Raw genomic sequence first — 24,802 nt, 5'->3', positions numbered from 1 at the left:
CCGAGCCGACTCTCGAGGTCGCCGAGTGCTTTCAGGGCATTGGCGAGCCCGAGCTTCGCCTGTTCCTGTTGGTAGAGTTCGATGGCCTGATCGTAGTGTTGGCGCGCCTGCTCGATCTGGCCGAGCCGACTCTCGAGGTCGCCGAGTGCTTTCAGGGCATTGGCGAGCCCGAGCTTCGCCTGTTCCTGTTGGTAGAGTTCGATGGCCTGATCGTAGTGTTGGCGCGCCTGCTCGATCTGGCCGAGCCGACTCTCGAGGTCGCCGAGTGCTTTCAGGGCATTGGCGAGCCCGAGCTTCGCCTGTTCCTGTTGGTAGAGTTCGATGGCCTGATCGTAGTGTTGGCGCGCCTGCTCGATCTGGCCGAGCCGACTCTCGAGGTCGCCGAGTTTTTTGCTTGAAAGGCCGTCGTGGAGCAAATCCTGCATGGTTGTTAACGCTTGCAATCCCGCCAACACATTAAATGCGTAGGTGTTGGCCAGCAGACGATTCAATTGCTTTGGCAAGGCATTGTCCGGAGTGGCGCTTTGCCTGTCAGCCGTTAACAGGCGCGCAATGGCCCACATTTCTTCTGCGCAGCGCACCCTGGAGCGGGTGGCGTTTTCCGAACTGGCTGTTTGCGCCCCATCCAGGGCAATCTGCATAAAATATTGATAGGCCGTTTTACGGGTGTCGGCCCAGCAAAATGCGGTCGCATCATCGCCGGAGGGATTGTCCTGAACGTGGCTCAGGGCGTAACGCGCCACCGGCGGTAGCATGCTGATCCAGCCATTGTCCTGTTGCAGGATGTGATGCTCAAACAAGCTCAGTCTGGCGTCGGGGTAGCCGCTAATGGCTTCCCATTGTTCCAGGGTCGCTTCCCGGCAGCCTTCCGGGAACAGCGCGATGAATTGCCACAACGCCAGCGCGCCTGTTTCCTGCGCCACCAGTTGGCGGGTGATGGCGAAGGAAATCTCCAGGCTGTCGAGGCGTTCGCTGGCTTTGCGGGTTTTCACAAAGGCGGTGCCTTCCTGCCGCCAGCGCTCCTGTAGCTTCGGCCAGGCATACGCCCGCCCCAGCCTTGCCATCAGGGTGATGCTCAAGGGGTGCCCGCCCAGCTCCCTGTCAACAAAGGTGCGGACTTCAGCCGGGTCAAGGGTTTCCCTGCCATTCCAGGTTTTGGCGAACAAGGCGCTGGCGCTGGTGGCGTCCAGCCGGTCAACCGCAATGCTTCGCCCCAGCACGCTATCCAGCGCGACCCGCGAGGACGCCAGCAGCCGCACACCCGGCAGGCTCGCCAGCTCCCGCAGCAAGGCCATGCCGCCGGTGGATTCCGCCACATGTTCAAGGTTGTCGAGGTAATACAAACCGCCCGGCAGGTGGGGGCGTAACTGTTGCAGCGTGTTGGTCTGCGCCAGCGTGTCAGGCGACAGCCCCACCGCATCACCCAGGTGGAACAACAGCATACGGGCATCCGCCGTATCACTCACCGCAATATAAAACGCCCGCAGCATGGGGTGTTGGGATAGCCAGCTTTTCAACGCGGCTTTACAGACTTCGGTTTTGCCAATGCCGCCGCTGCCGGTGACATGGCCGCAGACCGCCGCGCTGCTGGCGGTTGAATTCAGGAAATGCAGGACATCCGCCACTTCGCTGGCGCGGCCAATGACTTCGCCTTCACGGGCTTGCAGCCGGGTGTCGTCAGCGCCGCCCAGTTCACCCGGCAGCCGTTGCTGGAAAGGGCCGTCGGGGGTGGGGATGCGGATTTCATCCCGGATCAGCGACAGGATGCGCTCATTGCCGGAAGGGAAGCGGTGGTTGTTGTCCCAGTCGCGCAACACCACTGGAATGTGCTGGCGGTCGCCGCCATCGGGCAGGATGGGGAAAAATCGCCGGTTGCGCAGGCGCGCATTGTACAGGTCATCGGTAATGATGCCGCTTTCCCAACTGACGCCGCGCCCGCCGTCATCCGGCACCTCACGCTTTTCAAACAGGTTTTTATAACGCTCACTACAGACGATCAGCACCAGATCGGCGTCTTCCACATTGTGCTGCATCCAGGCACGCCAGCCCTTTTCCGGTGGCCGGTTGGTGTGCGGATGGTCGGTGATGGCCTGCACCTGATGCGCGGTGAGCCAGTCTGCCAATGCCTTGACCTGCTGCTGAAGGGAGCCTTCATGCGCGTAACTGATAAACACGATGGGGTTTGGTGTAGTTGACATAAGAAGCCCTTATCCAGGTAAGATTTTTGCCCTGTTGAAAGTATAAACGGATAGACATTTTTGTGTGGAAAAATGTTCCTCCCGCATGGGGCTTCTGCCAATAGCGAGGTCTCAGGTTTGCCGATCAAATGCTAAACTTTGGAATATCCAAAATCAGACTTTAAATTTGCAAACATGTTTACCGAACGCCACCTGACGCCCAGGCTCCTGACCGCCCTCAATGGCAGCCCAATCGTATTCATCAGTGGTGCACGCCAGGCAGGCAAAAGCACCTTGGCGCAAATCTTGGCAGCAAAGGATTATCCGGCGGATTACGTCACCTTCGACAGCCCCACAGCGATGGCGGCAGCGGTCAGCAACCCGGATTTTTTTCTGCGCCGCGAACGCCCGCTGATTATTGATGAAGTGCAGCTTGTGCCGGGGATTTTCCGCGCCCTGAAAAAACGGATTGACGATTTGCGCCTCGCAGACAACGACAGCAGCTACGGGCGCTACTTGCTGACAGGTTCGGCCAATATCATGGCGCTGCCGAAACTGGCGGATGCCTTGGTTGGGCGTATGGCCTTGCTGCGTCTCTACCCCTTGTCCGCTTTGGAAGTGCATGGACGTGAAGGCGTATTTCTTGCCAACCTGTTCAATAACCAATTCCCTGGTCATGCGTTGGCCTCTGATGTGGAGGCGACCCTCGCCACCATCCACGCTGCGACTTTCCCGGAACTGCCGGGCAAGGATGCCGCGCAACGCGAGTTATGGTTCGACAGTTACATCACCACCTTGCTGCAACGTGATGTGCGCCAGATTGCCGAAGTAGAAAAAATCACCTTGCTGCCCAGCCTGTTGCGCCTGATGGCCTCGCGCGCCGGGCAACTGGTGAATGACAGTGAAATTGCCCGCAGCGTGGGCCTGAACGCTGTCACGGGCAAACGTTACCGCACCTTGCTGGAATTCATGTACCTCACCACCGACATTCCGCCGTGGTTCCGCAATATTGAAAAGCGGCTGGTCAAAGCCCCCAAGGCTTATCTGCTGGATAGCAATTTGCTGTGCCACACCCTGGGCTACCGCTTGCATGACCTGCCATTGCAAAACCCCACCCTGTTTGGGCATGTGCTGGAAAACTTTGTCGCCAGCGAGCTCATCAAGCAGTTGTCCTTCAGTGATACCCGCGCCAGCCTGTTTCATTTCCGCACCAGTGATGGCAAGGAAGTCGATTTTGTGCTGGAGCGCCCCAACGGGCAGTTGGCGGGTGTCGAGGTCAAAGCTGCGGGCCAGGTGCAGGGCAGCGATTTCAAAGGCTTGCGGGAATTGCAGCAACAGGTGGGGGATGATTTCCGCTGTGGTGTGGTGTTGTATCAGGGGAGCGAAATTGTCCCCTTCGGTGAAAGGCTGTGGGCGATGCCGCTGGCAGTGCTGTGGCATTGAACAAACCTGCTGCCGGAATGTTTTGAAATGATCTGCCTGGGCAGGAGAACCCAATGGAACTTGACCGCTACGACCGCCGCATTTTGCAGGAACTGCAAGAAGATGGCCGCCTCAGCAACCAGGATCTGGCCGAACGCATTGGCCTGTCGCCGTCGCCTTGCCTGCGCCGGGTGCGGGCGCTGGAGGAAGCGGGTTTCATCAGCGGCTACCGGGCTTTGCTGGATGCGAAAAAGCTGGATTTGTCGCTGATGGCGCTGATCCATATTTCCATGGATCGGCACACGCCGGAACGTTTCGCCCGGTTCGAAGCCGCAGTGGCAGAACTGCCGCAAGTGATGGAATGCCTGCTGATCACCGGCCAGGAAGCCGATTACCAGCTCAAGGTGGTGGTGCGGGATATGGATGCGTTTCAGGCGTTGCTGCTGGAAAAGATCACCCGGATTGAAGGGGTAAGCGGGGTGCATTCCAGCTTTGTGCTGCGCCGGGTGGTGGAGAAGACAGCGCTGCCGGTGTGAGGTGTTTGCCTGCGCATCCAAAGTCAGGGTGTCTGCGTAACAATGGGGTGTCCGCCAATGGTTTTTTCTTGCACGGAGCTTGGATCATGACGCTTGCGCTATCCGTTTTGCTGGCGGCCTTGCTGGGGTTTGCGGCGCACCGGGCAGGGATTTGCGGGGTGCGTGCGGTCGCGGAAATCCTTTCAACCGGCCATTCGCTGATGCTGCAAAGCTTTATCAAAGCCGGGGTGTGGGCGTTGGGGATCGCTGTGCCGCTGGCGTGGCTGGCGGTGGTGCCGTCGCATGCGCCGCATGTGTTCGCCTTATCCCTGCCTGCGCTGGCGGGTGGGGCGGTGTTCGGCATGGGGGCGGCGATCAATGATGGGTGTGCTTTTTCCACCCTGACACGGCTGGTTAGCGGGGAACTCAAGTTGCTGTTTACCCTGCTGGGATTTTTGGCCGGATTCGAACTGCATGGGCTGCTGCTGCCGCAATGGCACAGCCCACCTGCCGCGCCGTTGCTGGCGCTCTACCAATTTAAGGATGCCTATTTGTTATTGCTGCTGCCCATTTGGTCGTGGATGGCGTATGAGCTGTGGCGCTTGTGGGCAACCCGGCCTGCTGGCGTTGGCTGGCGGCAGCGCTTGCTGGCAAACCAGTATCGTCTCTCCACCGCCGCTTTCCTGTTCGGGGTCAGCAATGCGCTGCTGATTTCCATCTGGGGCGGGTGGGCGTATACCGGCACTTTGCATCAACTGGTGGAACATCCGGCAGTGGATGGCGGTGCGCTTGTGCGGTTGTTGTTGTTCGCCGCTTTGTTGGGCGGCATGTTGTTTTCTGCGCTGCAACGGCGCGGCGTGGTATGGCGCTTGGGCGTCCCCCGGCAATGGCTGTTGCATCTGGCGGCGGGAACCTGCATGGGAGTGGGCATTGCCATGACGCCGGGCGGTAATGCGGGTTTGCTGCTGGAAGGGATGCCGATGTTGTCGCCGCATGCGCTGCCCGCTTATCTGGCGATGATGGCGGGGATGGCGGTTGTCATCTTGCTGAAAAAACGCTTTTCCAGACAGGTATCGGTGGTGGATTGCCAGGGCGACTTGGTGCGTGCCGGGTCAGCGTCTTCTTAAGGCTGCTGTTACGTTTCAATCGGGGCTAGCAGGCTGATGCTATCCAACCATGCATTGAACAGAGGGCATTCTCTCCGGATATTGTCCAGGCCGATTTCCAGTGCGGCCAGTGAGCCATACAAGGGTTTATCGTATTGATCAAATATTGACAATAAACGTTTACTGGGTGCTGTCTCCGGGCTGTCGTTGATCATTTCGGGAGAACCGAATGCTGCCCGAATAGCCTGTAATTCTTCAACCAATGCTGGTTGGTTAAACCCTTGCGCCAACCGGTTGACGTCACTGAACAACAAGCCTTCAAATTCATACATTTGTACATAAGGGATGAATCGGCGCATGGCTTCACCCCCTAAGTTATCCTGCAAACGTGTGTTCATCGCCTCGGTAATGCAGTGGGCTTTATCAGTGTGATTGGCATACTGACTGGTTTCTTGCTTGCCAGGAAAATTTGCGGGTAAGCCATAAAAATCAAAAAAAGTTGTGCAATATGCTGTCGCATCATTCAGCAGCCGCCCTTTTATATCGGTTAGCAAGCGTTCAAAGCGAAAATTACCGCCTTTATGCCCCGGTTTGCCAATCAACGCTGGAATAAGATAGATCTCTTGAGCCGCAAAGCTTTTTGCCAACACTTCATTGACAAACATTTCTTCGGTTTGGCCTTCGCAAATGACGTGTACACGGATCATTAGCGCGGTCTCCCGCCGAGAATGTTTTTCTCCCATAGTTCGCCAACTGAGTATTCCTCCAGCCATAGTTGCAGGTCTTGGGCATTTAGCCGTTTGAACACGCTGGCTCCTTGCTCCCGCTCCACAATCACCAGATTGTCTATTGTGAATTCGTTCACCAACGGCACGGATTGGGTGGAGACAATGACCTGCATACGTTTGGAAGCCGAACGCAGCAACGACCCCAGTAAGGTGATGGCGTAAGGGTGTAAGCCAAGTTCCGGTTCATCAATGATGATGGTGGAAGGTGGTTCGGGTTGCAGCAAGGCGGTCACCAGGCACATGAAGCGGATTGAACCATCGGATAACTGGCTGGGCCATAGCGCATAATCGCTATCCTGCTGTTGCCAGAGCAGGCGGATTTGCTCTTCTTCTGTCGGCAACTTTTGTGGCTTCAACACAAAGTCGTCGAAAAATGGAACAGCCAGCCGGATGGTCTTACGGATTTGTTGGTAAACATCCGGGTGTTCGGCTTGTAGACGATAAAGGAAGGCCGCCAGATTGGAGGCATCCTGCCGCAAGTATTCATTGTCATGCGCAGGCGATAGGCGCTTTACGCCCGCAGTGTCGCTGGTGTCATGGAAGTGGAAAACTTTCCAACTGGAAATGGCGTTATAGCAATAATCAGCCCGGTATCCAAAGCCCGTATAACTCTTGAGTCGAGCCTCGTTGTGCCCTGGCTGAAGTTGTTTCCAGTTGTCGATGTGGGATGAGCCGTCATAAAAGAGTGATTCTTCTGTAAAAACAAAGCTGCCATCCACTGTTGGCTCCAACGCAAACTGATAGGCATTGCGCCCAAATCCGATAAATGATTCCAACTTGCCGGTTTCTTTCACGCCAAAGCTCAGGATACGATCAGCCCCACCTTGCTTGCGTACCCAAGTCTGCAAACGCTGTTCCACCAGTTCACCCAACATTTTGAAATACGACACAAAATTACTTTTGCCGGAACCATTTGCCCCAATCAGCACATCCAAATCCGTTAGCGGGAATCTTTCCAGTCTGCGGATCGACTTGAAGCCGTGAATGCTCAACTGTTTAATCGGGTTCTGGATACTCATGCGGATTCACTGAGATTGGATTGTGTTGAGTATACACCAACGTTTTCACCTACCGGTTAGCCTGCGAAGGGGCAATTGGCCACCCACTCAAGCATTCCAAATGCAGGGGATGTAGGCGGCAGACAGGCTGCCTGGGGCGAATCACAGTGCAGGTGTTTTCCCCACAGGGGTAAAATAGTTTAGAATCAGCGCCCAACCAAAATTCAAGGAGTTACCTCCCATGCAAAATTTTCAGCCATTACCTGTTATTTACCCGGCCAAACCGGAACTGAACCTGGACGGCGCTTGCGGCTACCGGATCGAAACCGCAGGCCGCGTCGTGGTCGAGATTGAATCCATTGCCAACACCCGCAATGGCGGCGGCGTCAGCGGCACCTTGTCCATCGAATTGTGGGCGCTCAAACAGCCCTATCAGGGCGATTATTTTGAGGGCTTCGCGCTGGCGGGCGTGCAAATCGGCGAACTGTATGACCAGCACAGCTTGAGCCAGTGCCGTTACGACCTGAACTTCCAGGAGCCGCCTGCGGGTAGCTGGCGTTTGAGCCTGATGCTGCGGGAATGGGACGGTGCCGGTTACGTGACCCGTGATTTCGTGAATTTTGACCACCCGTATGTGATGCAGTGGACGCCAGTTGTGTTGCAGGGTGGCCGCAATCCCGAAGTGGCCAACCAGCCAGAGCCGGAAGCGGGGGCGGTGCCAAGCCTTGACGGCGCAACGGAAGTACGGGAACCAGCCACCCCTGTTGCCGTGGCCGACACCAAGGAAACCAGCAGCGGCAAAGCGGCGCAAGCCAAAACGGAACCTGCCGCCCTTAACCTCAACACCGCCAGCCTCAAGCAGGTCGCCGCGTTGAAAGGCGTTTCCCAAAAAGTGGCGGAAGCCATTGTGGCGGCGCGCCCGTTCAGCTCCCTGGACGCCTTGCTCAAGGTCAAGGGCGTCGGCCAGAAGCTGCTGGAAAAACTGCGCGACAGCACCACCCTTTAAACAATCCGCCCGCCGGTTGATGGCGTGGAACCGGGGCAGGCACTGCTGCTTGCCCCGCACAGCCGCCTTATTGGTTTCAACGCAAGGAAACAAGCATGTCCGCCATTTTTCACTGGCAGTTTGACCCGATCCTGGTATCCGTTGGCGGTGTTAGTGTGCACTGGTATGGCCTCCTGTTCGCCACGGCCTTCATGGCGGGTTATTGGATCGTGCAGCGGATTTTCCGTGACGAAGGCCAAACCCAGTTGGATCTGGACAACCTGCTGTTCTACATCATGGGCGGCACGATCTTGGGGGCGCGGCTGGCGCATTGCCTGATTTACGACCCGGAATTTTACCTGACGCACCCGTTGAACATCCTGAAAATCTGGGAAGGCGGGCTGGCCAGCCACGGCGGGGCAGTCGGCCTGTTGCTGGGGTTGTGGCTGTATGCCCGGCGTTACCCCCTGCCATCGCTGCTGTGGCTGACTGACCGGATTGCCATCCCTTCCGCCTTGGGCGGCATGCTGGTGCGCTGCGCCAACTTCCTCAATTCGGAAATCGTCGGCAACCCCACCAATGGCTCCTGGGGCGTGGTGTTCGAGGCGGTGGACGACCTGCCGCGCCACCCGGTGCAGTTGTATGAGGCGGCGGCCTACCTGCTGATTTTCCTCGGCCTGCTGGCGGTGTACCGGCGTTATGGGAAAAATACCCCACATGGCCTGCTGACGGGGATTTTCTTCGCCAGCGTGTTCGCCGCCCGGTTCGTGCTGGAATATTTCAAGACACCGCAGGCGGCGTATGAAGAGGGCTTCAGCATCAGCGTGGGGCAGTGGTTAAGCGTGCCGTTTTTTGTGGCGGGGCTGGGGTTGGTTGCCTATGCGCTGCGTTCGCCCCGGCAGGCGCTGGGGAAATAAGTGCACTCGCATGCAGGATCATCTGACTGACAGCGCTTACCTCATTAGCCGGATAAACAGCCACCCCCACATCAGCACCAGCAAGGCGTAACTGGACAGGAACGTCCACATCCGCCAGCGCAGTTTGTTGGAGCGGAGATGGATGCTGGTGTGCACGCCTCTCGCGCCGACATACGCCCAGGCCAGCGCCACCAGCGCCCAGTCCGCCGCTTGCGTCACGTAACTGAGCGTCACCACCACATAAAACAGCAGTGGCATTTCAAACAGGTTGTCATAATGCTGGGTGGCCTGCACCACGTAATCAGGCAGCTTTGCGCCGTGGTTCAGGCGGAAATAAGTGGGCGTCAGGCCTTCCCGCACCGCCCTGATCCGGCAACGCAGCAGCCAGGCGGCGGCAATGAAGGTCAGCAGGGCCATGGCGAATGCGGGGTATAGTATGAGTGTCTGGCGCATGATTCTCTCCTCGGGTTTTGGATGTTGATTGTGCGGCAAAACCCGTTTGCAAAATATGCCTAATGTTCGAGTTGTATCCGCTGAATGCGCCGGAAGCTGCCGACAATATCCGGCTGGGTTTTCAAACGGATACGGTCGCAGCAAGAACGCTGGCGACCGATCCGGATGGCCGCACGGTGGAGTTGCTGCCGACCACCCTAGTTTGACGGTTGCCGGACGCAGGCCATACGTTTTCAATAAACGCATGATTTCATATTCTATTTGCCAGTTGGGCGGCGGCGGCTTATCTTCACTCCCTGATAACTACAGACCCAGCTAGGATAGCCACGATTTCATGGATACCAGCAAACTTTACCAGGCGCTTATTGCCAGCATCGGTGAGGATGTAAGCCGCGACGGCCTGCAAAAGACTCCGGAAAGGGCGGCCAAGGCGTTTGAATTCTTGACCCAAGGGTATCAGCAATCACTGGAAGCTATTGTCAACGATGCCATTTTTGCTTCCGACAATGATGAAATGGTGATCGTCAAGGATATTGAGCTGTATTCGTTGTGCGAGCATCACCTGCTGCCGTTCGTCGGCAAGGCGCACGTCGCCTACCTGCCGCAGGGCAAGGTGCTCGGCTTGTCGAAGATTGCGCGCATTACCGACATGTACGCCCGCCGCCTGCAAATCCAGGAAAACCTGACCAAGCAGATTGCCGAGGCTGTCCAGCAGGTGACGGGGGCGGCGGGCGTGGGTGTGGTGATTGAGGCGCAGCATTTCTGCATGATGATGCGTGGCGTGCAGAAACAGCATTCGTGGACGGTCTCTTCCATGATGTTGGGCGAGTTCCGCGACAATCCGCGCACCCGGCAAGAATTCCTGCACCTGATCCGGCCCACCTGACACGAGGCAGCAAGCATGGGAACCTGTTTTCAACAACACCCGTTTCCCTGCGGGGAGCTTTACATCGCAGCTGATGAGCATGCGCTGCGGGCGGTCGCCTTCACCAGCAATTGGGCGCGCATCAATGCGGCCCTGGGTGCGGCGGAGGCGGACGGCAATTCCTTGGTCGACCAAGCCGTCGCCCAGTTGCAGGAATACTTTGCCGGGCGACGCCGTGTGTTTGATTTGCCGCTGCAAATGGATGGCACCCCCTTCCAACGCCGCGCGTGGCAAGCTTTGCAGGATATTCCTTACGGCGAAACCCGCAGTTATGCCGAACAGGCCGCCTTGCTCGGCCAGCCGCAGGCGGTGCGGGCGGTCGGCCACGCCAATGGCCTGAATCCGCTCAGTATTGTGGTTCCCTGCCACCGGGTGATCGCCAAGTCCGGCAAGCTGGCCGGGTATGCGGGCGGTTTGGCGTGCAAGCAATTTCTGTTGGCGTTGGAATCTGGCGAAAAGGCCTTAAATTTTGGTGAATATAAATTATCCACACCATGCAAACTATAGCGACAAGAAATATGCAAAATATTGATATTCAAAGCTTATGTATTTACGCAAGGCAGTTCGCAGGGCTGGATGATGACAAAATTACAGTTTTGCATCACATTCACCCTGATGTCTGTCCACATTTACAAGAAGTGACGGATATTTTTTATGAGCGCTTGCAAGGGATTCCCAAAACCGCCGATTTTGTGGCAGGCCAAGTTGAAAATCTGAAGAAAACCCATCTCACTTGGCTCAACGAGTTGCTTACCAGCGATTTTGGCGTGGAATACACCCGGAAGCTGTACCATGTTGGCGACCTTCACGTCAAAGTCAGGCTTCCGGTCGAATTCATGGCAGGGGCAATGGTCATTATACAGTCGGAGATGGTTCGTATCTTTGGCGAACTGTACGCCGAAGATCAGGGGAAGCTGGTTGCGGCCACCCAGGCGTTGAACGCCGCCACCGGGTTTTCCCTGCTGGTGATGCAGGAGTCTTACCAGTCTTCCTCGCTGGCGGCGGAGCTGGAAAATTTCCTCAAGATCACCGGCATGAGCCGGACGCTGTTCGATAATCTGGCCAATGCGTACCGCAAAAAGCCTTAAAACCGCTTCGATCGGCTTGTAGGCGGACGGCGTTTCGTCGATTACGCTAATGGATTCACAACACCCAAAAATTCAAAACAAACAAAATCTTTGACGTTGAGTGTGTATAGCCCGGAAATGCCATTGTCACGTAATGTCGCCGCCAATGCCGTATCAAAGACTTTTTTACGGGTTTGTACGTTTGCAAACAGTTCCAGCAAGGTATTCAGTTGGCTGGGAAGAGGGTGCACGATCGTTACACCTGTATCCAGGTACTGTTGTACGATTTGCAAAGCCTCGGGCAATGACAAAGGCGATTCGAGTTTTGTCCAGGTAATGACGTTTATAAATTCGATCAAAACCTGCGCGGGAATACAGACAGCAAGTTTGCCTTCGTCATCCCGTTCATTCATGACTTTTTCAATAAACGCTTTGGCGGCTTCGTGGAATGGTGCGTCGACATTATGTGCGTACACCAGTAGGTTGGTATCCAGTGCGTACATGCTGCTTACAAACCACGTTCTGTATATAGTTCATCCCGATCAGGTGTGGTGTCGCTGCCCAGGCTGAATGTTTCAACTTTAAATGGTTTGTGTGTTTGGACATTTTGTGTGGGCAAACGTGGGGTAAAGGGTAGGCCACGCTGCAATTCAATCTGTTTCAGGAACATGGTGATTGCCTGGGCAGTAGTCATGCCGAGTTGCGCTAGCACCTGTTCGGCATTGGCTTTCAGTTCGGGATCTACGCGAGTGGTGATGATGGCGCTTCTGCTCATGATCTTGCCCCTATGAATATATGAATGTATTCATATGTAATACATTTGCTAGGACTTGGCAATTGCCATACGGCTACATTGTTCATATGGATGGGCTAGCGATTGAGCGCGACGAGCAGGGCAAGGTATTTACGCCCTACTCGGAAATTGTGATGAATGTGCATTTACCACAGCAGCGGGCGGCTTGACAGCTTGGCCGCGCTTCATTCCGGAGTGGCAGATGGGGGTGAGCAGTTAAATACCTTTGCAGGCTTTTCTATTAAAAAGTCCATTTGATAATCAACTGAGGGCGGTTGACCAGTATATGAGCATTGCAAATACACAGAATCGCCTGCTGCGTGTTCAAGTAATACAACCAATATATGGCACTCATCTTCGTGGTCAGCAGGAGCAAACAACCTGCCAGCAATATGGGATACTTCGAAATCTTCTGTTACCTTAACCCCAGATGAGTGATAAAAGATTGCTGAGGCTTGGATTTTACCTTCGGCTGCCAATTGCGAAAAACGATTCTCAAAGTAATCAAGTGCCTGCGATACAGATAGCGAGCATGAACCATCAGTTGTCAAGGCACTACCTGTGCAATTCCCTTCGTCATCAATGAAGGCTGCATGAGGTGCAAACATACCTTGGCGGTGGAAATCCTGGACGATAGGAAGCATTTCGTCGAGCAGTTCATTCAGTTTTGGGTGCAGCGTCATAAAAAGTTCCCTTGTATGTATGGAGTAACGTTGTTGGTCTGTCTCGTTTGATACAGGTACGCTTGATTTCAGGAAATAGGGTTACCCCTTCACACACAACACCTGCTTCAGCGTATGCACAATCTCCACCAGATCATTCTGCGCCTCCATCACCTTTTCGATTGGTTTGTAGGCTGACGGCGTTTCGTCGATCACGCTTTCGTCGGTACGGCATTCCACCCCGGCGACGGCGCGGGCATGTTCTTCCATCGAAACACGGCGTTTGGCTTCGGAGCGTGACATCACACGGCCTGCGCCGTGGCTGCAACTGCAAAAGCTTTCCGCATTGCCCAGCCCGCGCACGATGTAGGATTTCGCCCCCATGCTGCCGGGGATGATGCCCATTTCGCCTGCCTTCGCGCTCACCGCCCCTTTGCGGGTTACCCACACATCCTGCCCGTAGTGGTGTTCCTTGCTGATGTAGTTGTGATGGCAGTTGACCGCTTCCACATCGGCGGAAAACGGCTTTGGCAGCACTTCGCGGATCGCTTGCAGGGTGCGCGCCATCATCACTTCGCGGTTGGCTTGCGCGAAATCCTGCGCCCATGCCACGGCTTCGACATAATCGCGGAAATGCTCGCTGCCTTCCGGGATGTAGGCCAGATCCTTGTCCGGCAGGTGGATGAACCAGCGTTCCATCTCCTTTTTCGCCTGTGCGATGAAGTGCGAACCAATCTTGTTGCCGACCCCGCGCGAACCGCTATGCAGCATCACCCACACAGCTTGATCTTCGTCCAGACAGACTTCGATGAAATGGTTGCCGGTTCCCAGCGTCCCCAACTGCGTCAGGTTGTTGCTGTTTTTCAGGAACGGATGCTTTTCACACAGGCGCTGGAAGCCTTCGCTCAGGTGCAGCCATTTTTCCAGCACATCAGCGGGCGGTTCACCCCAGCTTCCCTTGTCGCGTCCACCAAAGGTAATCCCGTGTGGTACGGCCTTTTCAATCGCGCTACGCATCAACTCCAGCGAATCAGGCAGGTCGGAAGCGGTCAGGGTGGTTTTCGCCGCCATCATCCCGCAGCCAAGATCGACCCCGACCGCCGCCGGGATCACCGCGCCAAGGGTGGGGATCACGCTGCCGATTGTTGCGCCTTTCCCCAGATGCACGTCGGGCATGATCGCCACCCATTTGTGGATGAAGGGCATCTGCGCCATGTTCAGCACCTGACGTTTGGCGTTGTCGTCGAACGTGACGCCGCGTGTCCAGGCTTTGACCGGGGCGTGGCCTTCTTCGTATAAAACTTCGTAGTTGCCGGTGATGGTCATGGTGTATTCCTCATTGCATTGTCCGTTGTGGATAGGAATCCTAGAGCAACGCCTGTGCCAATACCGTTTGTTACGACTTAATATGTTGAAAGATAAAAATAAATGTTTTTGTTGGCGAAGTTGTGGCGATTCTGGTTCCGGCCTTTGGCTATTTATTTGGATATGCCTGTAACCTTATTGATAGGGCATAAAATTATGTGGTTCCCTGGCTGTGCTACACTGTGGGCATGATTGACTCTTGATGAGGTGCTGCCATGAAAACCAAATTGCCATTCCTGCTGTTATTGGTGCCCTGCGCCGCGCTGGCTGACCTTGCTGCGCTCCTGCCGTCTGATCTGGGGCTGGGGGCCAACTTCAGCCAGTCCCCGTTTGTGGATGGCGACACCAGGATCAACGCTGATGTGCTGTCGCGCGACCAGGACGGGTTTGACCTTGCCGGGGCCACATTGGCTGTCAGCAAAACCGACGCCCAGCAGTTTTATGTCGGCGCAGGTGTCGACGACTGGGATTACAAACGTGGCGACAGCCCGCAACTGCGCGATATGCACGACCTTGACCGCGCCATCAACCTGCGGTTGGGTGGGGCTTGGAAGCTGCCTTCCGGGGTGGTGAACGCCGAAGTCGGCCAGGATGTGGCGGCGCACAAGGGCACCCAGGCGCATTTGCGTTATACCCTGAATTCCATCGCGCCTGCCCAAGGCAGCTTGTCGGCGCGCCCCTATCTGGAAGGGCAGTGGCTGTCGTCTGACATGACGGATTACTACGTCGGCGTGGACGCGGATGAGGCCAAAGCTGGCCGCCCTGCCTATCAGGCGGGTGATGCGCTGGCGCTGAAAGCCGGGGTCAGGCTGGAGCAGCCGTTGGATGCCCGTTGGACGCTGGTGGGCGATGTGAACGCCACCGGCTACGGCTCCGAGATCACCGACAGCCCGATTGTGGAAAACAGCACGGTCTGGGGCGGGCAGGTCGGCCTGACGTACAAGTGGCGCTAAGGCCAGATGGGCCAGCGTAACGTTGTCATCGGCATCCTCGGTGCCCGCCTGGACCAGCAAGGTCTGGGGAAACGCCGCTGGAATCACTGGCGGCCCAATGTGGGCATCCTCATGCACCCAGAATTTGCGGTGGACGAATTCGTGCTGATCCACCATGAAAATGAAGCGGAACTGGCGGGCATTACCCTGCGCGACATGCGCGACCTGCGCCCTGGGATGAGCCTGGCGCCGCATGTGGTCAATTACGCCAACCCGTGGGATTTCGGTGAGGTTTACAGCCAGTTGCTGGATTTTACCCGCCAATACCGCTTCGAGCCGGAACAATGCAACTACTACGTGCACATCACCACTGGCACCCATGTGGCGCAAATCTGCCTGTTCCTGCTCACCGAGGCGAATTACATCCCCGGCAAGCTGCTGCAAACCTCGCCGAGCAGGGAGGGCGTGCAGGGAACCTACCAGATCATCGACCTCGACCTGTCGCGTTACGACCAGATCGCCTCGCGCTTTGAACGTGAGGCGCAGGAAGGCGTGGCCTACCTCAAAGGTGGCATCGAAACTCGCAACGCTGCGTTCAATGCACTGATTGCGCAACTGGAACAGGTGTCGATCCGCTCCGCCGCGCCTATCCTGCTGACTGGGCCGACTGGGGCGGGCAAGTCGCGGCTGGCCAAGCGCATTTTCGAGCTGAAAAAACAGCGCGGGCAGGTCAGTGGCAAACTGGTGGAGACCAACTGCGCCACCTTGCGCGGCGACAATGCGATGTCGGCGCTGTTTGGCCATGTGAAAGGCGCGTTCACCGGCGCGCTCACCGCCCGCAGCGGCCTGCTGCGCGAAGCCGACAAGGGCTTGCTGTTCCTGGATGAAATCGGCGAACTGGGGCTGGATGAACAGGCCATGCTGTTGCGCGCCATTGAGGACAAGGTGTTTACCCCCTTCGGCAGTGACAAAGAAACCAGCAGCGATTTCCAGTTGATTGCAGGCACCAACCGCGACCTGTTCCAGCAGGTGCGGGTGGGCGAATTCCGCGAAGACCTGCTGGCGCGCATCAACCTGTGGACTTACCAGCTGCCCGGCCTGCGCGGACGCCTGGAAGACCTGGAGCCGAATATCGAATACGAACTTCAGCAAATCGCCCGCAAGGTTGGCCACAAGGCCAGCTTCAACAAGGCGGCGCGGGAACAGTACCTCGCGTTTGCGTACTCGGCGGAAGCCAGTTGGCGGGCGAATTTCCGCGACCTCAATTCCAGCATCACCCGCATGGCGACGCTGGCCAGCGGCGGGCGCATCACGGAGGGCATTGTCGCGGGGGAAATCGGGCGGTTGCGTTACGACTGGGGTGGTTTTCAGCAGGAAACGCCCGCCGCCAGCGCCGAAAAGCTATTGCAGGCAGTGCTGGCGGCAGAAACGCTGGCCGGAATGGACCATTTCGACAAGGCGCAACTGGCGGAGGTGGTGCGCGTGTGCCGCGCCAGCAAAAGTCTGGCGGAAGCCGGGCGCGTACTGTTCAATGTCAGCCGCACCCAGCGCGCCAGCAGCAACGATTCGCACCGCCTGCGGGTTTACCTGCAAAAATACGGCCTGAGCTTCAGCGAATTGGCTTAACGGCGCGCCCGCAACAGGTTGCCGTAGTACAGCTCTTTGCCGGTCGTGGTTTTCATCCATAGCTCGCTGATTTCGCAATGTTCCGGGCGAAAATACCGATGGGCCAAATGGGTGATGTCCGGCAGGCTGATGGCGGGGGAATAGGTGTTGAGGATCAGGAAACCGTTTTCCGCCAGCAGCCCCTGTGCCGCCGCCAGCAATGCCTCCAGCTTGTTTTCCAGCTTCCATTTTTCGCCTTTGGCGCCTAGCCCCCAGGCGGGCGGGTCCATAATGACGCCGTCGTAGCGCTTGCCGCGTTTGTGTTCGCGCTCGGCGAATTTGAGGGCATCTTCGCGCACCCACTGAATGTCGGTGAGGCCGCTCAATTCCATATTGGCGTGCGCCCAGGTGATCAGTTGCTTGACCGAATCGACGTGCAGGGTTTCCGCCCCGGTGCTGCGGGCAGCGCAGGAAGCCGCGCCGGTGTAGGCGAACAGGTTGAGGAAACGGCTGTCAGCAGGCAGGTTGGCGGTGATGAAATCCCAGTTGGCGCGCTGTTCCGGGAACAGGCCAAGGTGTTTGAAGCGGGTCAGTTCAAGCTGGAAGCGCAGGTGGCGGCAGCGGATTTGCCACTTTTCCGGCGCATCTTCCCGCAGGGACTGCCATTGGCCGCTCTGGTTGCCGGTTGCGAGGAAACGCCAGTGCGCCCGCGCCAGCCATTCGGCTTCGGGCTGGCCGGGCTGGAAATAGGCCTGCACGTCGGGGCGGATGGTGATGACATCGCCCCAACGCTCCAGCTTGTGGCCACCGCCTGCGTCGATCAGTTCGTAGCCGTCCCAGCCTTGGCTGTAAATCCGCCGGTTCATAGCTTGCGTTGCCCGCCGAACAGCCGTTCATAATCCCAGTCGCGGATGGCGACCAACAGGGTGGAGCCTTTGCGTTCGCCAATCGGCAGGCAGGCGTCGTCTTTGCTCAGGGTGTCGAAATCCTTGGCCAGTTGCGCCATCTTGCGTTGGAACAAGGCGTTGCTGGCGTCACTGAGCATGCCGTTGAGCACGATCAGTTGCTCGCTGTCACGGGTGAAGGTGGTGCGGAAATATTCGCTTTCGATTTTGGCGCGGAACAGTTGCATGATCGGCCCGTCATCGCGCCACTTGAAGTTGGGCGCCACCAGCAGCTTGATGCGGTTGCCGGGTTGCAGCTCGATGATGTGCAGGCGGTCGAGGTGGGCAAGGCGCTGGATGACCTGCGTTTCGCTGAAGTTGTAATGGCGGGTGATGTCCTGCAATGACCAGCGGTTGAGCACACACACGGTGATCATCACCAGATTGAGGTCGTCGGCGATTTCCTTTTCCTGTGCGTGGCTGAGTCCGCTGATCGGTTTGGCGTGTTCCGCCTGCATCTCATGCACCAGGTCGGCGATTTCCAGCTCCAGCAGGCCGCAGATGGCGTCCAGCCGTTGCAGCGACAGGTTTTGTTCGGAAAACAGGCGCTTGACGCTGGCTTCCGACAGTTCCAGGCGGGCGGCCACGTCCGCATAGGTTTTGTTGTGGCGCTTGAGCAGCTTTTTCAGGGTAGTCAGCAATTCAGTGGTTTGCGGCATGATCCGGGCATTTCATTGTTGTTGTGAAGGCGCGCATTGTAATACGGGCGGGCGGGAAACGGGGAAAATGACGTGCAGGGACGCGGGATATTGCGCCCCTGCGCGGGAAACAGCCCTTACTGTTTGGGTTTCAGGCCGCTGGCGATCTTGAAGTTGCTGGCGGCGTAGTTGATTTCCTCATCCGCGATCATTTTGTCCTGGTCGATGAAAATGGTGGTGGGGAAGCCGTACAGCGGGTCGTAGGTCACGTCAATGGAGGCGGCCTGGTTGTTGATGGCGCGGCGGACGACCTCAAACAGCTCGTCGATGGTCAACGCTTCGGCCTTGCGGGCTTTGGGCAGCGGCTTGCCGTCCGGTAGGATGGTGGCCTGTTGCACGGTGTTCCGGAACACGCGGATTTCCAGCGGCTTGCGGGCTTCCGGGGTGCAGAAGCAGGAGCGTTGCAAGGTGTAGGCGTAATGGCTCGGGCGTTTTTGCCGCCATTGGGTTTCGACCGCCAGCAGTTGCTGGGCGAGGCTGCCGTAGTCGGGCTTGAGGTTGGCGTTGATGGTCTGGATGTCGCTGGCGCTGAGGGTGCGGCGGCTGATTTCCCCAGCCGTGATGCCACCGGAGAGGATGGCGATGTCGCCGATGCTGAGGGTGTTGCTGCGGTCTTGGTCCAACACCTTGACGGTGAACGGGCTGCTGGGCATCAGGCCCATTAGCGTGCGCAGGGCGGTCAGTTGGGTGTCTTGCAATGTCAGCGTCGGGGTTGTGCCGGGGGTGGGCGGCAGGGCGCAAGCGCTCAGGCTGGCGGCCAGCAATACAGTGGTAAGCAATCGTTTCATGATGGTGTCCCCTGGGATGTTTATGAGTCATTCGACACGCCAGCGATGCCTGTTTTCCTGCCGGTGTGTCCATCCCAGTAGACCTTGCGCCCGTGGACAAGTTCGGGAAATGCGGGGAAATCAGGGGGTTTTGTTTAAAGCCTGCACTTCGGCGATGGTCGGGGCGGAGCCTTCAATGTCGAATTGCAGCGGCCAGGATTCGCGCACGCCCCAGACTTTCAGTTTGCCATCCTTTTCCAGTTCCCGGATGCGGGTTTCCACCGGGTCAGGCTGCATTTTGGTGCCGAGGACTTTGACGCGGATGACGGTGGTTGTGTTGTCGGCGGTCAGTTTTGGGTTGGCGTCGGAGGATGAGGAGCAGCCGCCCAGCATGGCGAGGCAAAGTGTCAGGGTGGTGATGGTTTTCATGTCCGTTTCCTTCTGGCAGGGGGGAGGTTGGCGGCCACTATACGGTGTCCGGCGCTTGCTGGCAAAAGCATGGCGCAAATCCGGCTTATTGCTGGAAAAACAGTTCCATGCTGTTTTTCCAGACTTGCGGCAACAATTCTTCCACCGGCACTTGCTTGACGCGCGCCACCTGTTCGGCAATGAAGGGCAGGTATTTCGGCTCGTTTTTCTGCCCCCGGTACGGGACTGGCGTCAGGTAGGGGGCGTCGGTTTCGAACAGGATTTGTTCCGGCGGGGTCAGGGCGATGATCTCACGCACATTGTCCGCCTTGTTGAAGGTGCTGATGCCGTTGAAGCCAAGGTGGAAGCCTTCCCCCAGGCAATATTCCGCCAGTTCCCGCCCGGAGGTGAAGCTGTGGATGACGCCGCGCCGCCGCATCCGCCCGCTGAAATTGCGCAGGATGGCTTGGGTGTCCGCATCCGCATCGCGGGTATGCACCACGATCGGCATGTCCAGGTCGATGGCGACCTGCAATTGGCGCTCGAACGCCGCGCGCTGTTGCGCCCGGTCGGAATGGTCGTAGTAATAATCCAGCCCGATTTCACCGATGGCGCGGATTTTTTCATGGCGGGCGTTGGCGCGGATCAGCACCTCCACCGCGTCGGTATAGGCGTCGGCGTCGTGCGGGTGGACGCCTTGCGTGCCCCAGACCTGTTCATGCTGCTGCGCCAGTTGCATGACTTTGTCCTGATTGTCGGGGGAAACGGCGATGGTGATGATGCGTTCGATGTTGGCGGCCTGGGCGGCTTGCAGGGCGTGTTCCAGCGCCGCGCCTTCCAGGTAATCCAGGTGGCAGTGGGTTTCGATCAGGGGGTGCCCGAATACCGGGATGTCGCGCTTTTTGCTCATGGTGGCCGTCAGTGGTTGGATGCCGGAAAGGGCGAATTGTCGGCCGCCAGCTTGGTAAAAGCAATTTTCATGCGCCTGCGGCGGCTTTCCGTTTCATTTGCACGGTAAATCCCACTAGAATGGCGCAGGCTTTATCCATTGAAGTGAAGATTTTTCCATGCAAGAACAAGAAAACCATATCCTTACCGTCACCTGCCCGGCCCGGACGGGGATTGTCGCCGCCATCACCGGCTTTCTGGCGGGGGCCAGCTGCTATATCGCCGAGATGTCGCAGTATGATGATGAAATCACCCAGAAATTTTTCTGCCGCATCATGTTCCGGGCGGACGCGGCGTTGTCGCCCGCCATCGATGAGCTGCGCCAGCAGTTCGCCACGGTCGCGGGCGGCTTCAATATGCGCTGGCGGATCAGCAGCGCGCAACGCCCGACCCGCGTGATCATGATGGTGTCCAAGGCCGACCATTGCCTGCTTGACCTGCTGTACCGCAAGAACAAGGGCGACCTGAATATGGATTTGGTGGCGGTCATTTCCAACCACACAGACCTGCGTTCCATCGTTGAGCGCGAAGGTGTCCGTTTCGTCTGTTTGCCGGTCGACAAGCGCAATAAGGCGGAGCAGGAGGCGCGCATGCTCGACATCGTGGCCGAAACCCAGGCGGAGCTGGTGGTGCTGGCGCGTTACATGCAAATCCTGTCGGATGAGACCTGCCGCAAGCTGGAAGGCATGTGCATCAATATCCACCATTCCTTCCTGCCCGGCTTCAAGGGTGCGCGCCCCTACCATCAGGCTTATGACCGTGGGGTGAAGCTGATCGGTGCCACCGCGCATTACGTGACCTCCGACCTGGATGAAGGCCCGATCATCGAGCAGTCGGTGGAACGGGTTGACCATACCTTCCTGCCCGACAACTTGGCGGCGCTGGGGCGTGACCTGGAGAACAGCGCGCTGGCGAAGGCGGTGAAGCTGCACATCGAGCGGCGGGTGTTCGTCGACGGCAACAAGACGGTGGTGTTCAAATGAAAAAAGGGGCTGGAAAGCCCCTTTTTTATTGCCGGTTCCCGCTTACATCAGGGAACCGTTGATCAGCAGGTGCGCCCAGATGCTCACGATATAGCCCAGCGCCACCGCCCAAGTCCATTTCAGGTGGGAGAAAAAGGTGTACAGGCCGCGCGCCTGGCCCATCAGCGCCACGCCCGCAGCGGAGCCGATTGACAGCAACGAGCCGCCGACCCCTGCGGTCATGGTGACCAGCAGCCATTGGCCGTGGGACATGTCCGGGTGCATGGTGATGACCGCAAACATGACCGGAATGTTGTCGACAATCGCGGACAGGACGCCCACCAGCACGTTCGCCCAGGTTGCGCCCAGGTCGATGTACATCGCCTGCGCCGCCAGCGCCAGATAGCCGAATGCGCCGAGGCCGCCGACGCACAGGATGACGCCGTAGAAAAACATCAGCGTGTCCCATTCCGCCCGTTGCAGGTGCGTGAAAATATTGAAGCGCCCGACTTGGCCATCATCCAGGTTGTTGGAGGTGTCTTCATCGGAAATTTTCAGATACCAACCGTACAGTTTCAGCACGCCCAGGCCAGTCATCATGCCCAGCACCGGCGGCAGGTGCAGGAAATTGTGGAACATGACGGCGGTTGCAATGGTGGCAATGAACAACCCCAGGATCACGAAACCGCCTTGCCGAATCTTGACCGCTTGGCTCAATGGCTTCGGCTGGCCCTTTTCAATGAAAAACGACATGATCAGCGCGGGCACCAGCCAGTTGAGCACGGAGGGGATAAACAGGGCGAAAAATTCCTGGAATTTCACCAGCCCGGCTTGCCACACCATCAGGGTGGTGATGTCGCCGAACGGGCTCCACGCCCCGCCCGCATTCGCTGCCACCACGATATTGATGCAGCCCATCGCCACGTATTGCGGCCGGTCGGAAGCCACCGCCACCAGCACGGCAGCCATCAGCAGGGCAGTTGTCAGGTTGTCCGCCACCGGCGAGATGAAAAAAGACAGCAGGCCGGTGATCCAGAAAATCCAGTACAGCGAAAATCCCCGTGACACCAGCCAGGCGCGCAAGGCGGCGAACATGCGGCGTTCATCCAGGGTGTTGATGTAGGTCATCGCCGCCAGCAGGAACAGCAGCAGCTTGCCGTATTCCAACAGGTTGTGGTCGAGCATCTCCTCCACGCGGTCGAGCTGCCCGATGGATTCGTAGGCGATCGCCACCAGCACCCAGATAATGCCTGCCGCCACCATGACTGGCTTGGATTTGCGCATGTGCAAGTGTTCTTCGCCAACCACCAGTGCGTAGGCAAAAACAAATAGGATCAAGGCGGTGATGCCCAGCCCTGTGCCAGTCAGTTGGGGGATTTCAGCAGCGGTTTCACTGGCCTGGGCCAGCCAAGGAAACAGGAGGGCGGACAAACCCAATAGCAGCCTTGCCAATAAGGCCGGATGGATGGAGAGGTTTTTCATGGTTTAAAACGTATTAATAAAATGTAAACAAAATGGACTGGCCCCATCTTAACGTGTCTTGTTGCATTACAACAACATCCGGCAAGGCTTTTCAGGCAGACAAAGTCCGGAAATTTGTTTTATTGGATTTCTGTGCTGTAATTCCCCCTCGAAACAATCAGGAGTTTTACGTGTACAGCTTGCTGGAACAACGTCTGCGCGCTATTGCAACCAACCGTCTTCACCCCTACCTGAAAAATGCCCGCACCGGCTTGGAAAAAGAAAGCCTGCGGGTCGCCAGCAATGGCCAGCTGTCGCAGCGGGATCATCCCAAGGCGCTAGGTTCCGCCCTGACCCACCCGTGGATCACCACTGACTATTCCGAGGCGTTGCTGGAGCTGATTACGCCTCCCCAGGAACGGGCGGCGCAGTCGCTGGATTTCCTGCTCAATGTCGAAACCTTCGTCTATCAGCAATTGGGCGATGAACTGTTGTGGACAACCAGCATGCCCTGCGCCCTCAACGGCGAGGACAGCATCCGCATCGCCGAGTATGGCAACTCCAACGCCGGACGCATGAAACACATCTACCGGCAGGGGCTGGCATGGCGTTACGGCAAGACCATGCAGGTGATCGCTGGCATCCACTTCAACTATTCGATCGATGAGGCGTTCTGGCGGCCTTGGCAAGAAATGCAAGGCGACAGCGGCAGCCTGCGTGAGTTTCGTGACGCCCAATACATGGCGTTGGTGCGCAACCTGCAACGTTACGGTTGGCTGATCATTTATCTGTTTGGCTCTTCACCCGCCATCTGCAAAAGTTTCCTGGGCGACCGGGCGATGCCGGAGGGGATGGAGGAGTTCAACCAGTACACGTTATACGAGCCGTTTGGTGCCTCCCTGCGTATGGGCAATATCGGCTACACCAACAGCAAGGAAAGCAAGACTGGCGTCAAAGTCTGCTACAACACGCTGGAAACCTATGTCCGCAGCCTGCGTCACGCCATCGCCACGCCTTGCCCGAAATACGCTGAAATCGGCGTCAAGGTGGAGGGCGAATACCGTCAGTTGAACGCCAATATCCTGCAAATCGAAAACGAATACTACAGCACGGTGCGCCCCAAGCAGCCATTGGAGGGCTTCGAGAAGCCTACCGATGCGCTGGAAAGCCGTGGCATCGCCTATGTGGAATTGCGTTCGATTGACGTCAATGCGTTCCATCCGGCGGGAATAAGCCGCAGGCAGCTGTTTTTCCTGGAAGTGTTTATGCATTTCTGCCTGTTGCAGGAAAGCCCGTTGGTGACGGCGGATGAGTTTTACGCCATCAACCATAATCAGATGCTGACTGCGCATCATGGGCGCAGCCCGGAAACACGTTTGGACTGTCTGGGCAACAGCGTGTTGCTGCGCGACAAGGCGCGTGAGCTGCTGGAAGCCATGCGTCCGGTGGCGGAAATGCTGAATGCCGTCCATGATGAGGACTGCTATACCGATTGCCTTGACAGTCAGGCCCAGCTTGCCTGGAACCCCGACCTTACGCCTTCGGCACGGATGCTGGAGATTATGCGTGACCGCCAGGAAAGCTTTTTCGCGTTTGCAAGCCGCAAGTCGCAGGAGCACCGCGACTACTTCCTGCACCGCCAGTTGACGCCAGAATTAAATCTTGAATTTCAGCGCCTTGCCGAGCAATCCCTGGCTCGCCAGGAAGCGTTGGAACGTGGGCCGGAAATGGATTTTGACAGCTTCCTGCAAGCCTATCTGGCAGGGACGTTAGGCGACATAAAAATTTAACAGTACAATTATCCGATTTTTGTTACCAGCGTTAAAAAACTCGGGTACACTGCTAAGAACTTGCCTGATACTTGAGAGTTTCGTGCGCTTGCTTACCGCTACCACGCTCGACTT

General features: G+C 57.3%; 28 protein-coding genes. 14 read left to right on the top strand and 14 right to left on the bottom strand.

What is annotated here, in order from left to right; genetic code table 11:
* A partial coding sequence (locus tag VSS37_RS16130; RefSeq protein WP_324696857.1) for a tetratricopeptide repeat protein occupies positions 1 to 2,198 on the bottom strand: 2,198 nt, incomplete at its 3' end.
* A gap of 174 nt (positions 2,199 to 2,372) precedes the next feature.
* Between VSS37_RS16130 and VSS37_RS16125 the strand changes: the two genes are divergently transcribed.
* The 3 genes from VSS37_RS16125 (at position 2,373) to VSS37_RS16115 (ending at position 5,241) form a co-directional block, all read left to right on the top strand.
* Entirely contained in the window at positions 2,373 to 3,620 is a 1,248-nt protein-coding gene (locus tag VSS37_RS16125) for an ATP-binding protein (RefSeq protein ID WP_324696856.1), read from the top strand.
* A 53-nt stretch (positions 3,621 to 3,673) separates the two neighbouring features.
* Complete coding sequence (locus tag VSS37_RS16120; RefSeq protein WP_324696855.1) at positions 3,674 to 4,135, top strand: Lrp/AsnC family transcriptional regulator; 462 nt, start codon at positions 3,674 to 3,676, stop codon at positions 4,133 to 4,135.
* A gap of 86 nt (positions 4,136 to 4,221) precedes the next feature.
* Positions 4,222 to 5,241, top strand: a complete 1,020-nt coding sequence (locus tag VSS37_RS16115; RefSeq protein ID WP_324696854.1) for a YeeE/YedE thiosulfate transporter family protein — start codon at positions 4,222 to 4,224, stop codon at positions 5,239 to 5,241.
* 8 nt (positions 5,242 to 5,249) lie between these two features.
* Here the strand turns inward: VSS37_RS16115 and VSS37_RS16110 are convergent, their stop codons facing one another.
* Positions 5,250 to 5,927, bottom strand: coding sequence for a DUF4276 family protein (locus VSS37_RS16110; RefSeq protein ID WP_324696853.1), 678 nt, complete (start codon positions 5,925 to 5,927; stop codon positions 5,250 to 5,252).
* Positions 5,927 to 7,027, bottom strand: a complete 1,101-nt coding sequence (locus VSS37_RS16105) for an AAA family ATPase (protein ID WP_324696851.1) — start codon at positions 7,025 to 7,027, stop codon at positions 5,927 to 5,929. The genes VSS37_RS16110 and VSS37_RS16105 overlap by 1 nt, the downstream gene beginning before the upstream one ends.
* A 220-nt stretch (positions 7,028 to 7,247) precedes the next feature.
* Between VSS37_RS16105 and VSS37_RS16100 the strand changes: the two genes are divergently transcribed.
* A complete protein-coding gene (locus VSS37_RS16100) occupies positions 7,248 to 8,012 on the top strand; it encodes a ComEA family DNA-binding protein (protein WP_324696849.1) in 765 nt (254 codons plus the stop codon).
* Positions 8,013 to 8,107: 95 nt separating this feature from the next.
* Positions 8,108 to 8,908, top strand: coding sequence for a prolipoprotein diacylglyceryl transferase (lgt, locus tag VSS37_RS16095; RefSeq protein ID WP_324696848.1), 801 nt, complete (start codon positions 8,108 to 8,110; stop codon positions 8,906 to 8,908).
* A gap of 36 nt (positions 8,909 to 8,944) precedes the next feature.
* Here lgt and VSS37_RS16090 read toward each other — a convergent pair whose 3' ends face one another.
* Positions 8,945 to 9,361, bottom strand: coding sequence for an MAPEG family protein (locus tag VSS37_RS16090; protein WP_324696846.1), 417 nt, complete (start codon positions 9,359 to 9,361; stop codon positions 8,945 to 8,947).
* Between the two features lie 62 nt (positions 9,362 to 9,423).
* Here VSS37_RS16090 and VSS37_RS16085 point away from each other — a divergent pair, with 62 nt between their 5' ends.
* The 4 genes from VSS37_RS16085 to VSS37_RS16070 all read left to right on the top strand — a co-directional run bounded on the left by VSS37_RS16085 (position 9,424) and on the right by VSS37_RS16070 (position 11,374).
* Positions 9,424 to 9,567, top strand: a complete 144-nt coding sequence (locus VSS37_RS16085; RefSeq protein ID WP_324696845.1) for a hypothetical protein — start codon at positions 9,424 to 9,426, stop codon at positions 9,565 to 9,567.
* Positions 9,568 to 9,695: 128 nt separating this feature from the next.
* The gene (gene folE / locus VSS37_RS16080; RefSeq protein ID WP_324696844.1) at positions 9,696 to 10,247 is read left to right on the top strand and encodes a GTP cyclohydrolase I FolE; all 552 of its coding nucleotides are present in this window, start codon (positions 9,696 to 9,698) and stop codon (positions 10,245 to 10,247) included.
* Positions 10,248 to 10,262: 15 nt separating this feature from the next.
* Positions 10,263 to 10,793, top strand: a complete 531-nt coding sequence (locus tag VSS37_RS16075) for a methylated-DNA--[protein]-cysteine S-methyltransferase (RefSeq protein WP_324696842.1) — start codon at positions 10,263 to 10,265, stop codon at positions 10,791 to 10,793.
* Between the two features lie 11 nt (positions 10,794 to 10,804).
* Positions 10,805 to 11,374 carry a protoglobin domain-containing protein gene (locus VSS37_RS16070; RefSeq protein WP_324696841.1) on the top strand — a complete coding sequence of 190 codons (570 nt, stop codon included), beginning with the start codon at positions 10,805 to 10,807 and terminating at the stop codon, positions 11,372 to 11,374.
* A 41-nt stretch (positions 11,375 to 11,415) separates the two neighbouring features.
* Here VSS37_RS16070 and VSS37_RS16065 read toward each other — a convergent pair whose 3' ends face one another.
* Positions 11,416 to 11,856, bottom strand: coding sequence for a type II toxin-antitoxin system VapC family toxin (locus tag VSS37_RS16065; protein WP_324696840.1), 441 nt, complete (start codon positions 11,854 to 11,856; stop codon positions 11,416 to 11,418).
* Positions 11,857 to 11,861: 5 nt separating this feature from the next.
* Positions 11,862 to 12,128, bottom strand: coding sequence for a type II toxin-antitoxin system RelB/DinJ family antitoxin (locus tag VSS37_RS16060; protein ID WP_324696838.1), 267 nt, complete (start codon positions 12,126 to 12,128; stop codon positions 11,862 to 11,864).
* A 62-nt stretch (positions 12,129 to 12,190) separates the two neighbouring features.
* On the opposite strand from VSS37_RS16060, the gene VSS37_RS16055 reads away from it, so the two are divergent.
* A complete protein-coding gene (locus tag VSS37_RS16055; RefSeq protein WP_324696836.1) occupies positions 12,191 to 12,316 on the top strand; it encodes a hypothetical protein in 126 nt (41 codons plus the stop codon).
* Between the two features lie 15 nt (positions 12,317 to 12,331).
* Here VSS37_RS16055 and VSS37_RS16050 read toward each other — a convergent pair whose 3' ends face one another.
* Both VSS37_RS16050 and VSS37_RS16045 read right to left on the bottom strand, forming a co-directional pair.
* Positions 12,332 to 12,829, bottom strand: a complete 498-nt coding sequence (locus VSS37_RS16050) for a hypothetical protein (RefSeq protein WP_324696834.1) — start codon at positions 12,827 to 12,829, stop codon at positions 12,332 to 12,334.
* A gap of 81 nt (positions 12,830 to 12,910) precedes the next feature.
* Entirely contained in the window at positions 12,911 to 14,134 is a 1,224-nt protein-coding gene (locus VSS37_RS16045; RefSeq protein ID WP_324696832.1) for an RtcB family protein, read from the bottom strand.
* A 254-nt stretch (positions 14,135 to 14,388) separates the two neighbouring features.
* Between VSS37_RS16045 and VSS37_RS16040 the strand changes: the two genes are divergently transcribed.
* Together VSS37_RS16040 and rtcR are read left to right on the top strand one after the other, a co-directional pair.
* Positions 14,389 to 15,126, top strand: coding sequence for a MipA/OmpV family protein (locus VSS37_RS16040; protein ID WP_324696830.1), 738 nt, complete (start codon positions 14,389 to 14,391; stop codon positions 15,124 to 15,126).
* Between the two features lie 6 nt (positions 15,127 to 15,132).
* Positions 15,133 to 16,731, top strand: coding sequence for an RNA repair transcriptional activator RtcR (gene rtcR / locus VSS37_RS16035; RefSeq protein ID WP_324696828.1), 1,599 nt, complete (start codon positions 15,133 to 15,135; stop codon positions 16,729 to 16,731).
* Here rtcR and VSS37_RS16030 read toward each other — a convergent pair.
* From VSS37_RS16030 to VSS37_RS16010, 5 genes are all read right to left on the bottom strand, one after another.
* On the bottom strand, positions 16,728 to 17,576 hold the full coding sequence (locus VSS37_RS16030) for a class I SAM-dependent methyltransferase (RefSeq protein ID WP_324696826.1): 849 nt from the start codon (positions 17,574 to 17,576) through the stop codon (positions 16,728 to 16,730). The genes rtcR and VSS37_RS16030 overlap by 4 nt on opposite strands.
* Complete coding sequence (locus VSS37_RS16025) at positions 17,573 to 18,313, bottom strand: helix-turn-helix domain-containing protein (RefSeq protein WP_324696824.1); 741 nt, start codon at positions 18,311 to 18,313, stop codon at positions 17,573 to 17,575. The genes VSS37_RS16030 and VSS37_RS16025 overlap by 4 nt, the downstream gene beginning before the upstream one ends.
* Positions 18,314 to 18,429: 116 nt before the next feature.
* The gene (locus VSS37_RS16020) at positions 18,430 to 19,140 is read right to left on the bottom strand and encodes a DUF6174 domain-containing protein (protein WP_324696822.1); all 711 of its coding nucleotides are present in this window, start codon (positions 19,138 to 19,140) and stop codon (positions 18,430 to 18,432) included.
* Between the two features lie 120 nt (positions 19,141 to 19,260).
* Entirely contained in the window at positions 19,261 to 19,548 is a 288-nt protein-coding gene (locus VSS37_RS16015; protein ID WP_324696821.1) for a hypothetical protein, read from the bottom strand.
* Positions 19,549 to 19,633: 85 nt separating this feature from the next.
* Positions 19,634 to 20,437, bottom strand: coding sequence for a TatD family hydrolase (locus tag VSS37_RS16010; RefSeq protein ID WP_324696819.1), 804 nt, complete (start codon positions 20,435 to 20,437; stop codon positions 19,634 to 19,636).
* 157 nt (positions 20,438 to 20,594) lie between these two features.
* Between VSS37_RS16010 and purU the strand changes: the two genes are divergently transcribed.
* Positions 20,595 to 21,458 carry a formyltetrahydrofolate deformylase gene (gene purU, locus VSS37_RS16005; protein ID WP_324696817.1) on the top strand — a complete coding sequence of 288 codons (864 nt, stop codon included), beginning with the start codon at positions 20,595 to 20,597 and terminating at the stop codon, positions 21,456 to 21,458.
* 42 nt (positions 21,459 to 21,500) lie between these two features.
* Here the strand turns inward: purU and nhaD are convergent, their stop codons facing one another.
* Complete coding sequence (gene nhaD / locus VSS37_RS16000; RefSeq protein WP_324696815.1) at positions 21,501 to 22,919, bottom strand: sodium:proton antiporter NhaD; 1,419 nt, start codon at positions 22,917 to 22,919, stop codon at positions 21,501 to 21,503.
* Between the two features lie 170 nt (positions 22,920 to 23,089).
* Here nhaD and gshA point away from each other — a divergent pair, with 170 nt between their 5' ends.
* On the top strand, positions 23,090 to 24,688 hold the full coding sequence (gene gshA, locus VSS37_RS15995) for a glutamate--cysteine ligase (RefSeq protein WP_324696813.1): 1,599 nt from the start codon (positions 23,090 to 23,092) through the stop codon (positions 24,686 to 24,688).
* Positions 24,689 to 24,802 lie beyond the last annotated feature (114 nt).

Source organism: Candidatus Thiothrix phosphatis (assembly GCF_035668035.1).
GTDB lineage: Bacteria > Pseudomonadota > Gammaproteobacteria > Thiotrichales > Thiotrichaceae > Thiothrix > Thiothrix phosphatis.
This window is presented reverse-complemented; position numbering and strand designations above follow the sequence as displayed.

Coding starts and splice junctions, on each gene's coding strand:
- lgt (WP_324696848.1), top strand. CDS start 8,108: ATGTCCGCCATTTTTCACTGGCAGTTTGACCCGATCCTGGTATCCGTT.
- VSS37_RS16020 (WP_324696822.1), bottom strand. CDS start 19,140: ATGAAACGATTGCTTACCACTGTATTGCTGGCCGCCAGCCTGAGCGCT.
- purU (WP_324696817.1), top strand. CDS start 20,595: ATGCAAGAACAAGAAAACCATATCCTTACCGTCACCTGCCCGGCCCGG.
- VSS37_RS16075 (WP_324696842.1), top strand. CDS start 10,263: ATGGGAACCTGTTTTCAACAACACCCGTTTCCCTGCGGGGAGCTTTAC.
- nhaD (WP_324696815.1), bottom strand. CDS start 22,919: ATGAAAAACCTCTCCATCCATCCGGCCTTATTGGCAAGGCTGCTATTG.
- VSS37_RS16110 (WP_324696853.1), bottom strand. CDS start 5,927: ATGATCCGTGTACACGTCATTTGCGAAGGCCAAACCGAAGAAATGTTT.
- VSS37_RS16120 (WP_324696855.1), top strand. CDS start 3,674: ATGGAACTTGACCGCTACGACCGCCGCATTTTGCAGGAACTGCAAGAA.
- VSS37_RS16010 (WP_324696819.1), bottom strand. CDS start 20,437: ATGAGCAAAAAGCGCGACATCCCGGTATTCGGGCACCCCCTGATCGAA.
- VSS37_RS16025 (WP_324696824.1), bottom strand. CDS start 18,313: ATGCCGCAAACCACTGAATTGCTGACTACCCTGAAAAAGCTGCTCAAG.
- VSS37_RS16115 (WP_324696854.1), top strand. CDS start 4,222: ATGACGCTTGCGCTATCCGTTTTGCTGGCGGCCTTGCTGGGGTTTGCG.
- VSS37_RS16065 (WP_324696840.1), bottom strand. CDS start 11,856: ATGTACGCACTGGATACCAACCTACTGGTGTACGCACATAATGTCGAC.
- VSS37_RS16040 (WP_324696830.1), top strand. CDS start 14,389: ATGAAAACCAAATTGCCATTCCTGCTGTTATTGGTGCCCTGCGCCGCG.
- VSS37_RS16060 (WP_324696838.1), bottom strand. CDS start 12,128: ATGAGCAGAAGCGCCATCATCACCACTCGCGTAGATCCCGAACTGAAA.
- VSS37_RS16030 (WP_324696826.1), bottom strand. CDS start 17,576: ATGAACCGGCGGATTTACAGCCAAGGCTGGGACGGCTACGAACTGATC.
- VSS37_RS16100 (WP_324696849.1), top strand. CDS start 7,248: ATGCAAAATTTTCAGCCATTACCTGTTATTTACCCGGCCAAACCGGAA.
- folE (WP_324696844.1), top strand. CDS start 9,696: ATGGATACCAGCAAACTTTACCAGGCGCTTATTGCCAGCATCGGTGAG.
- VSS37_RS16015 (WP_324696821.1), bottom strand. CDS start 19,548: ATGAAAACCATCACCACCCTGACACTTTGCCTCGCCATGCTGGGCGGC.
- rtcR (WP_324696828.1), top strand. CDS start 15,133: ATGGGCCAGCGTAACGTTGTCATCGGCATCCTCGGTGCCCGCCTGGAC.
- VSS37_RS16105 (WP_324696851.1), bottom strand. CDS start 7,027: ATGAGTATCCAGAACCCGATTAAACAGTTGAGCATTCACGGCTTCAAG.
- VSS37_RS16070 (WP_324696841.1), top strand. CDS start 10,805: ATGCAAAATATTGATATTCAAAGCTTATGTATTTACGCAAGGCAGTTC.
- VSS37_RS16085 (WP_324696845.1), top strand. CDS start 9,424: ATGTTCGAGTTGTATCCGCTGAATGCGCCGGAAGCTGCCGACAATATC.
- VSS37_RS16125 (WP_324696856.1), top strand. CDS start 2,373: ATGTTTACCGAACGCCACCTGACGCCCAGGCTCCTGACCGCCCTCAAT.
- VSS37_RS16050 (WP_324696834.1), bottom strand. CDS start 12,829: ATGACGCTGCACCCAAAACTGAATGAACTGCTCGACGAAATGCTTCCT.
- VSS37_RS16045 (WP_324696832.1), bottom strand. CDS start 14,134: ATGACCATCACCGGCAACTACGAAGTTTTATACGAAGAAGGCCACGCC.
- VSS37_RS16090 (WP_324696846.1), bottom strand. CDS start 9,361: ATGCGCCAGACACTCATACTATACCCCGCATTCGCCATGGCCCTGCTG.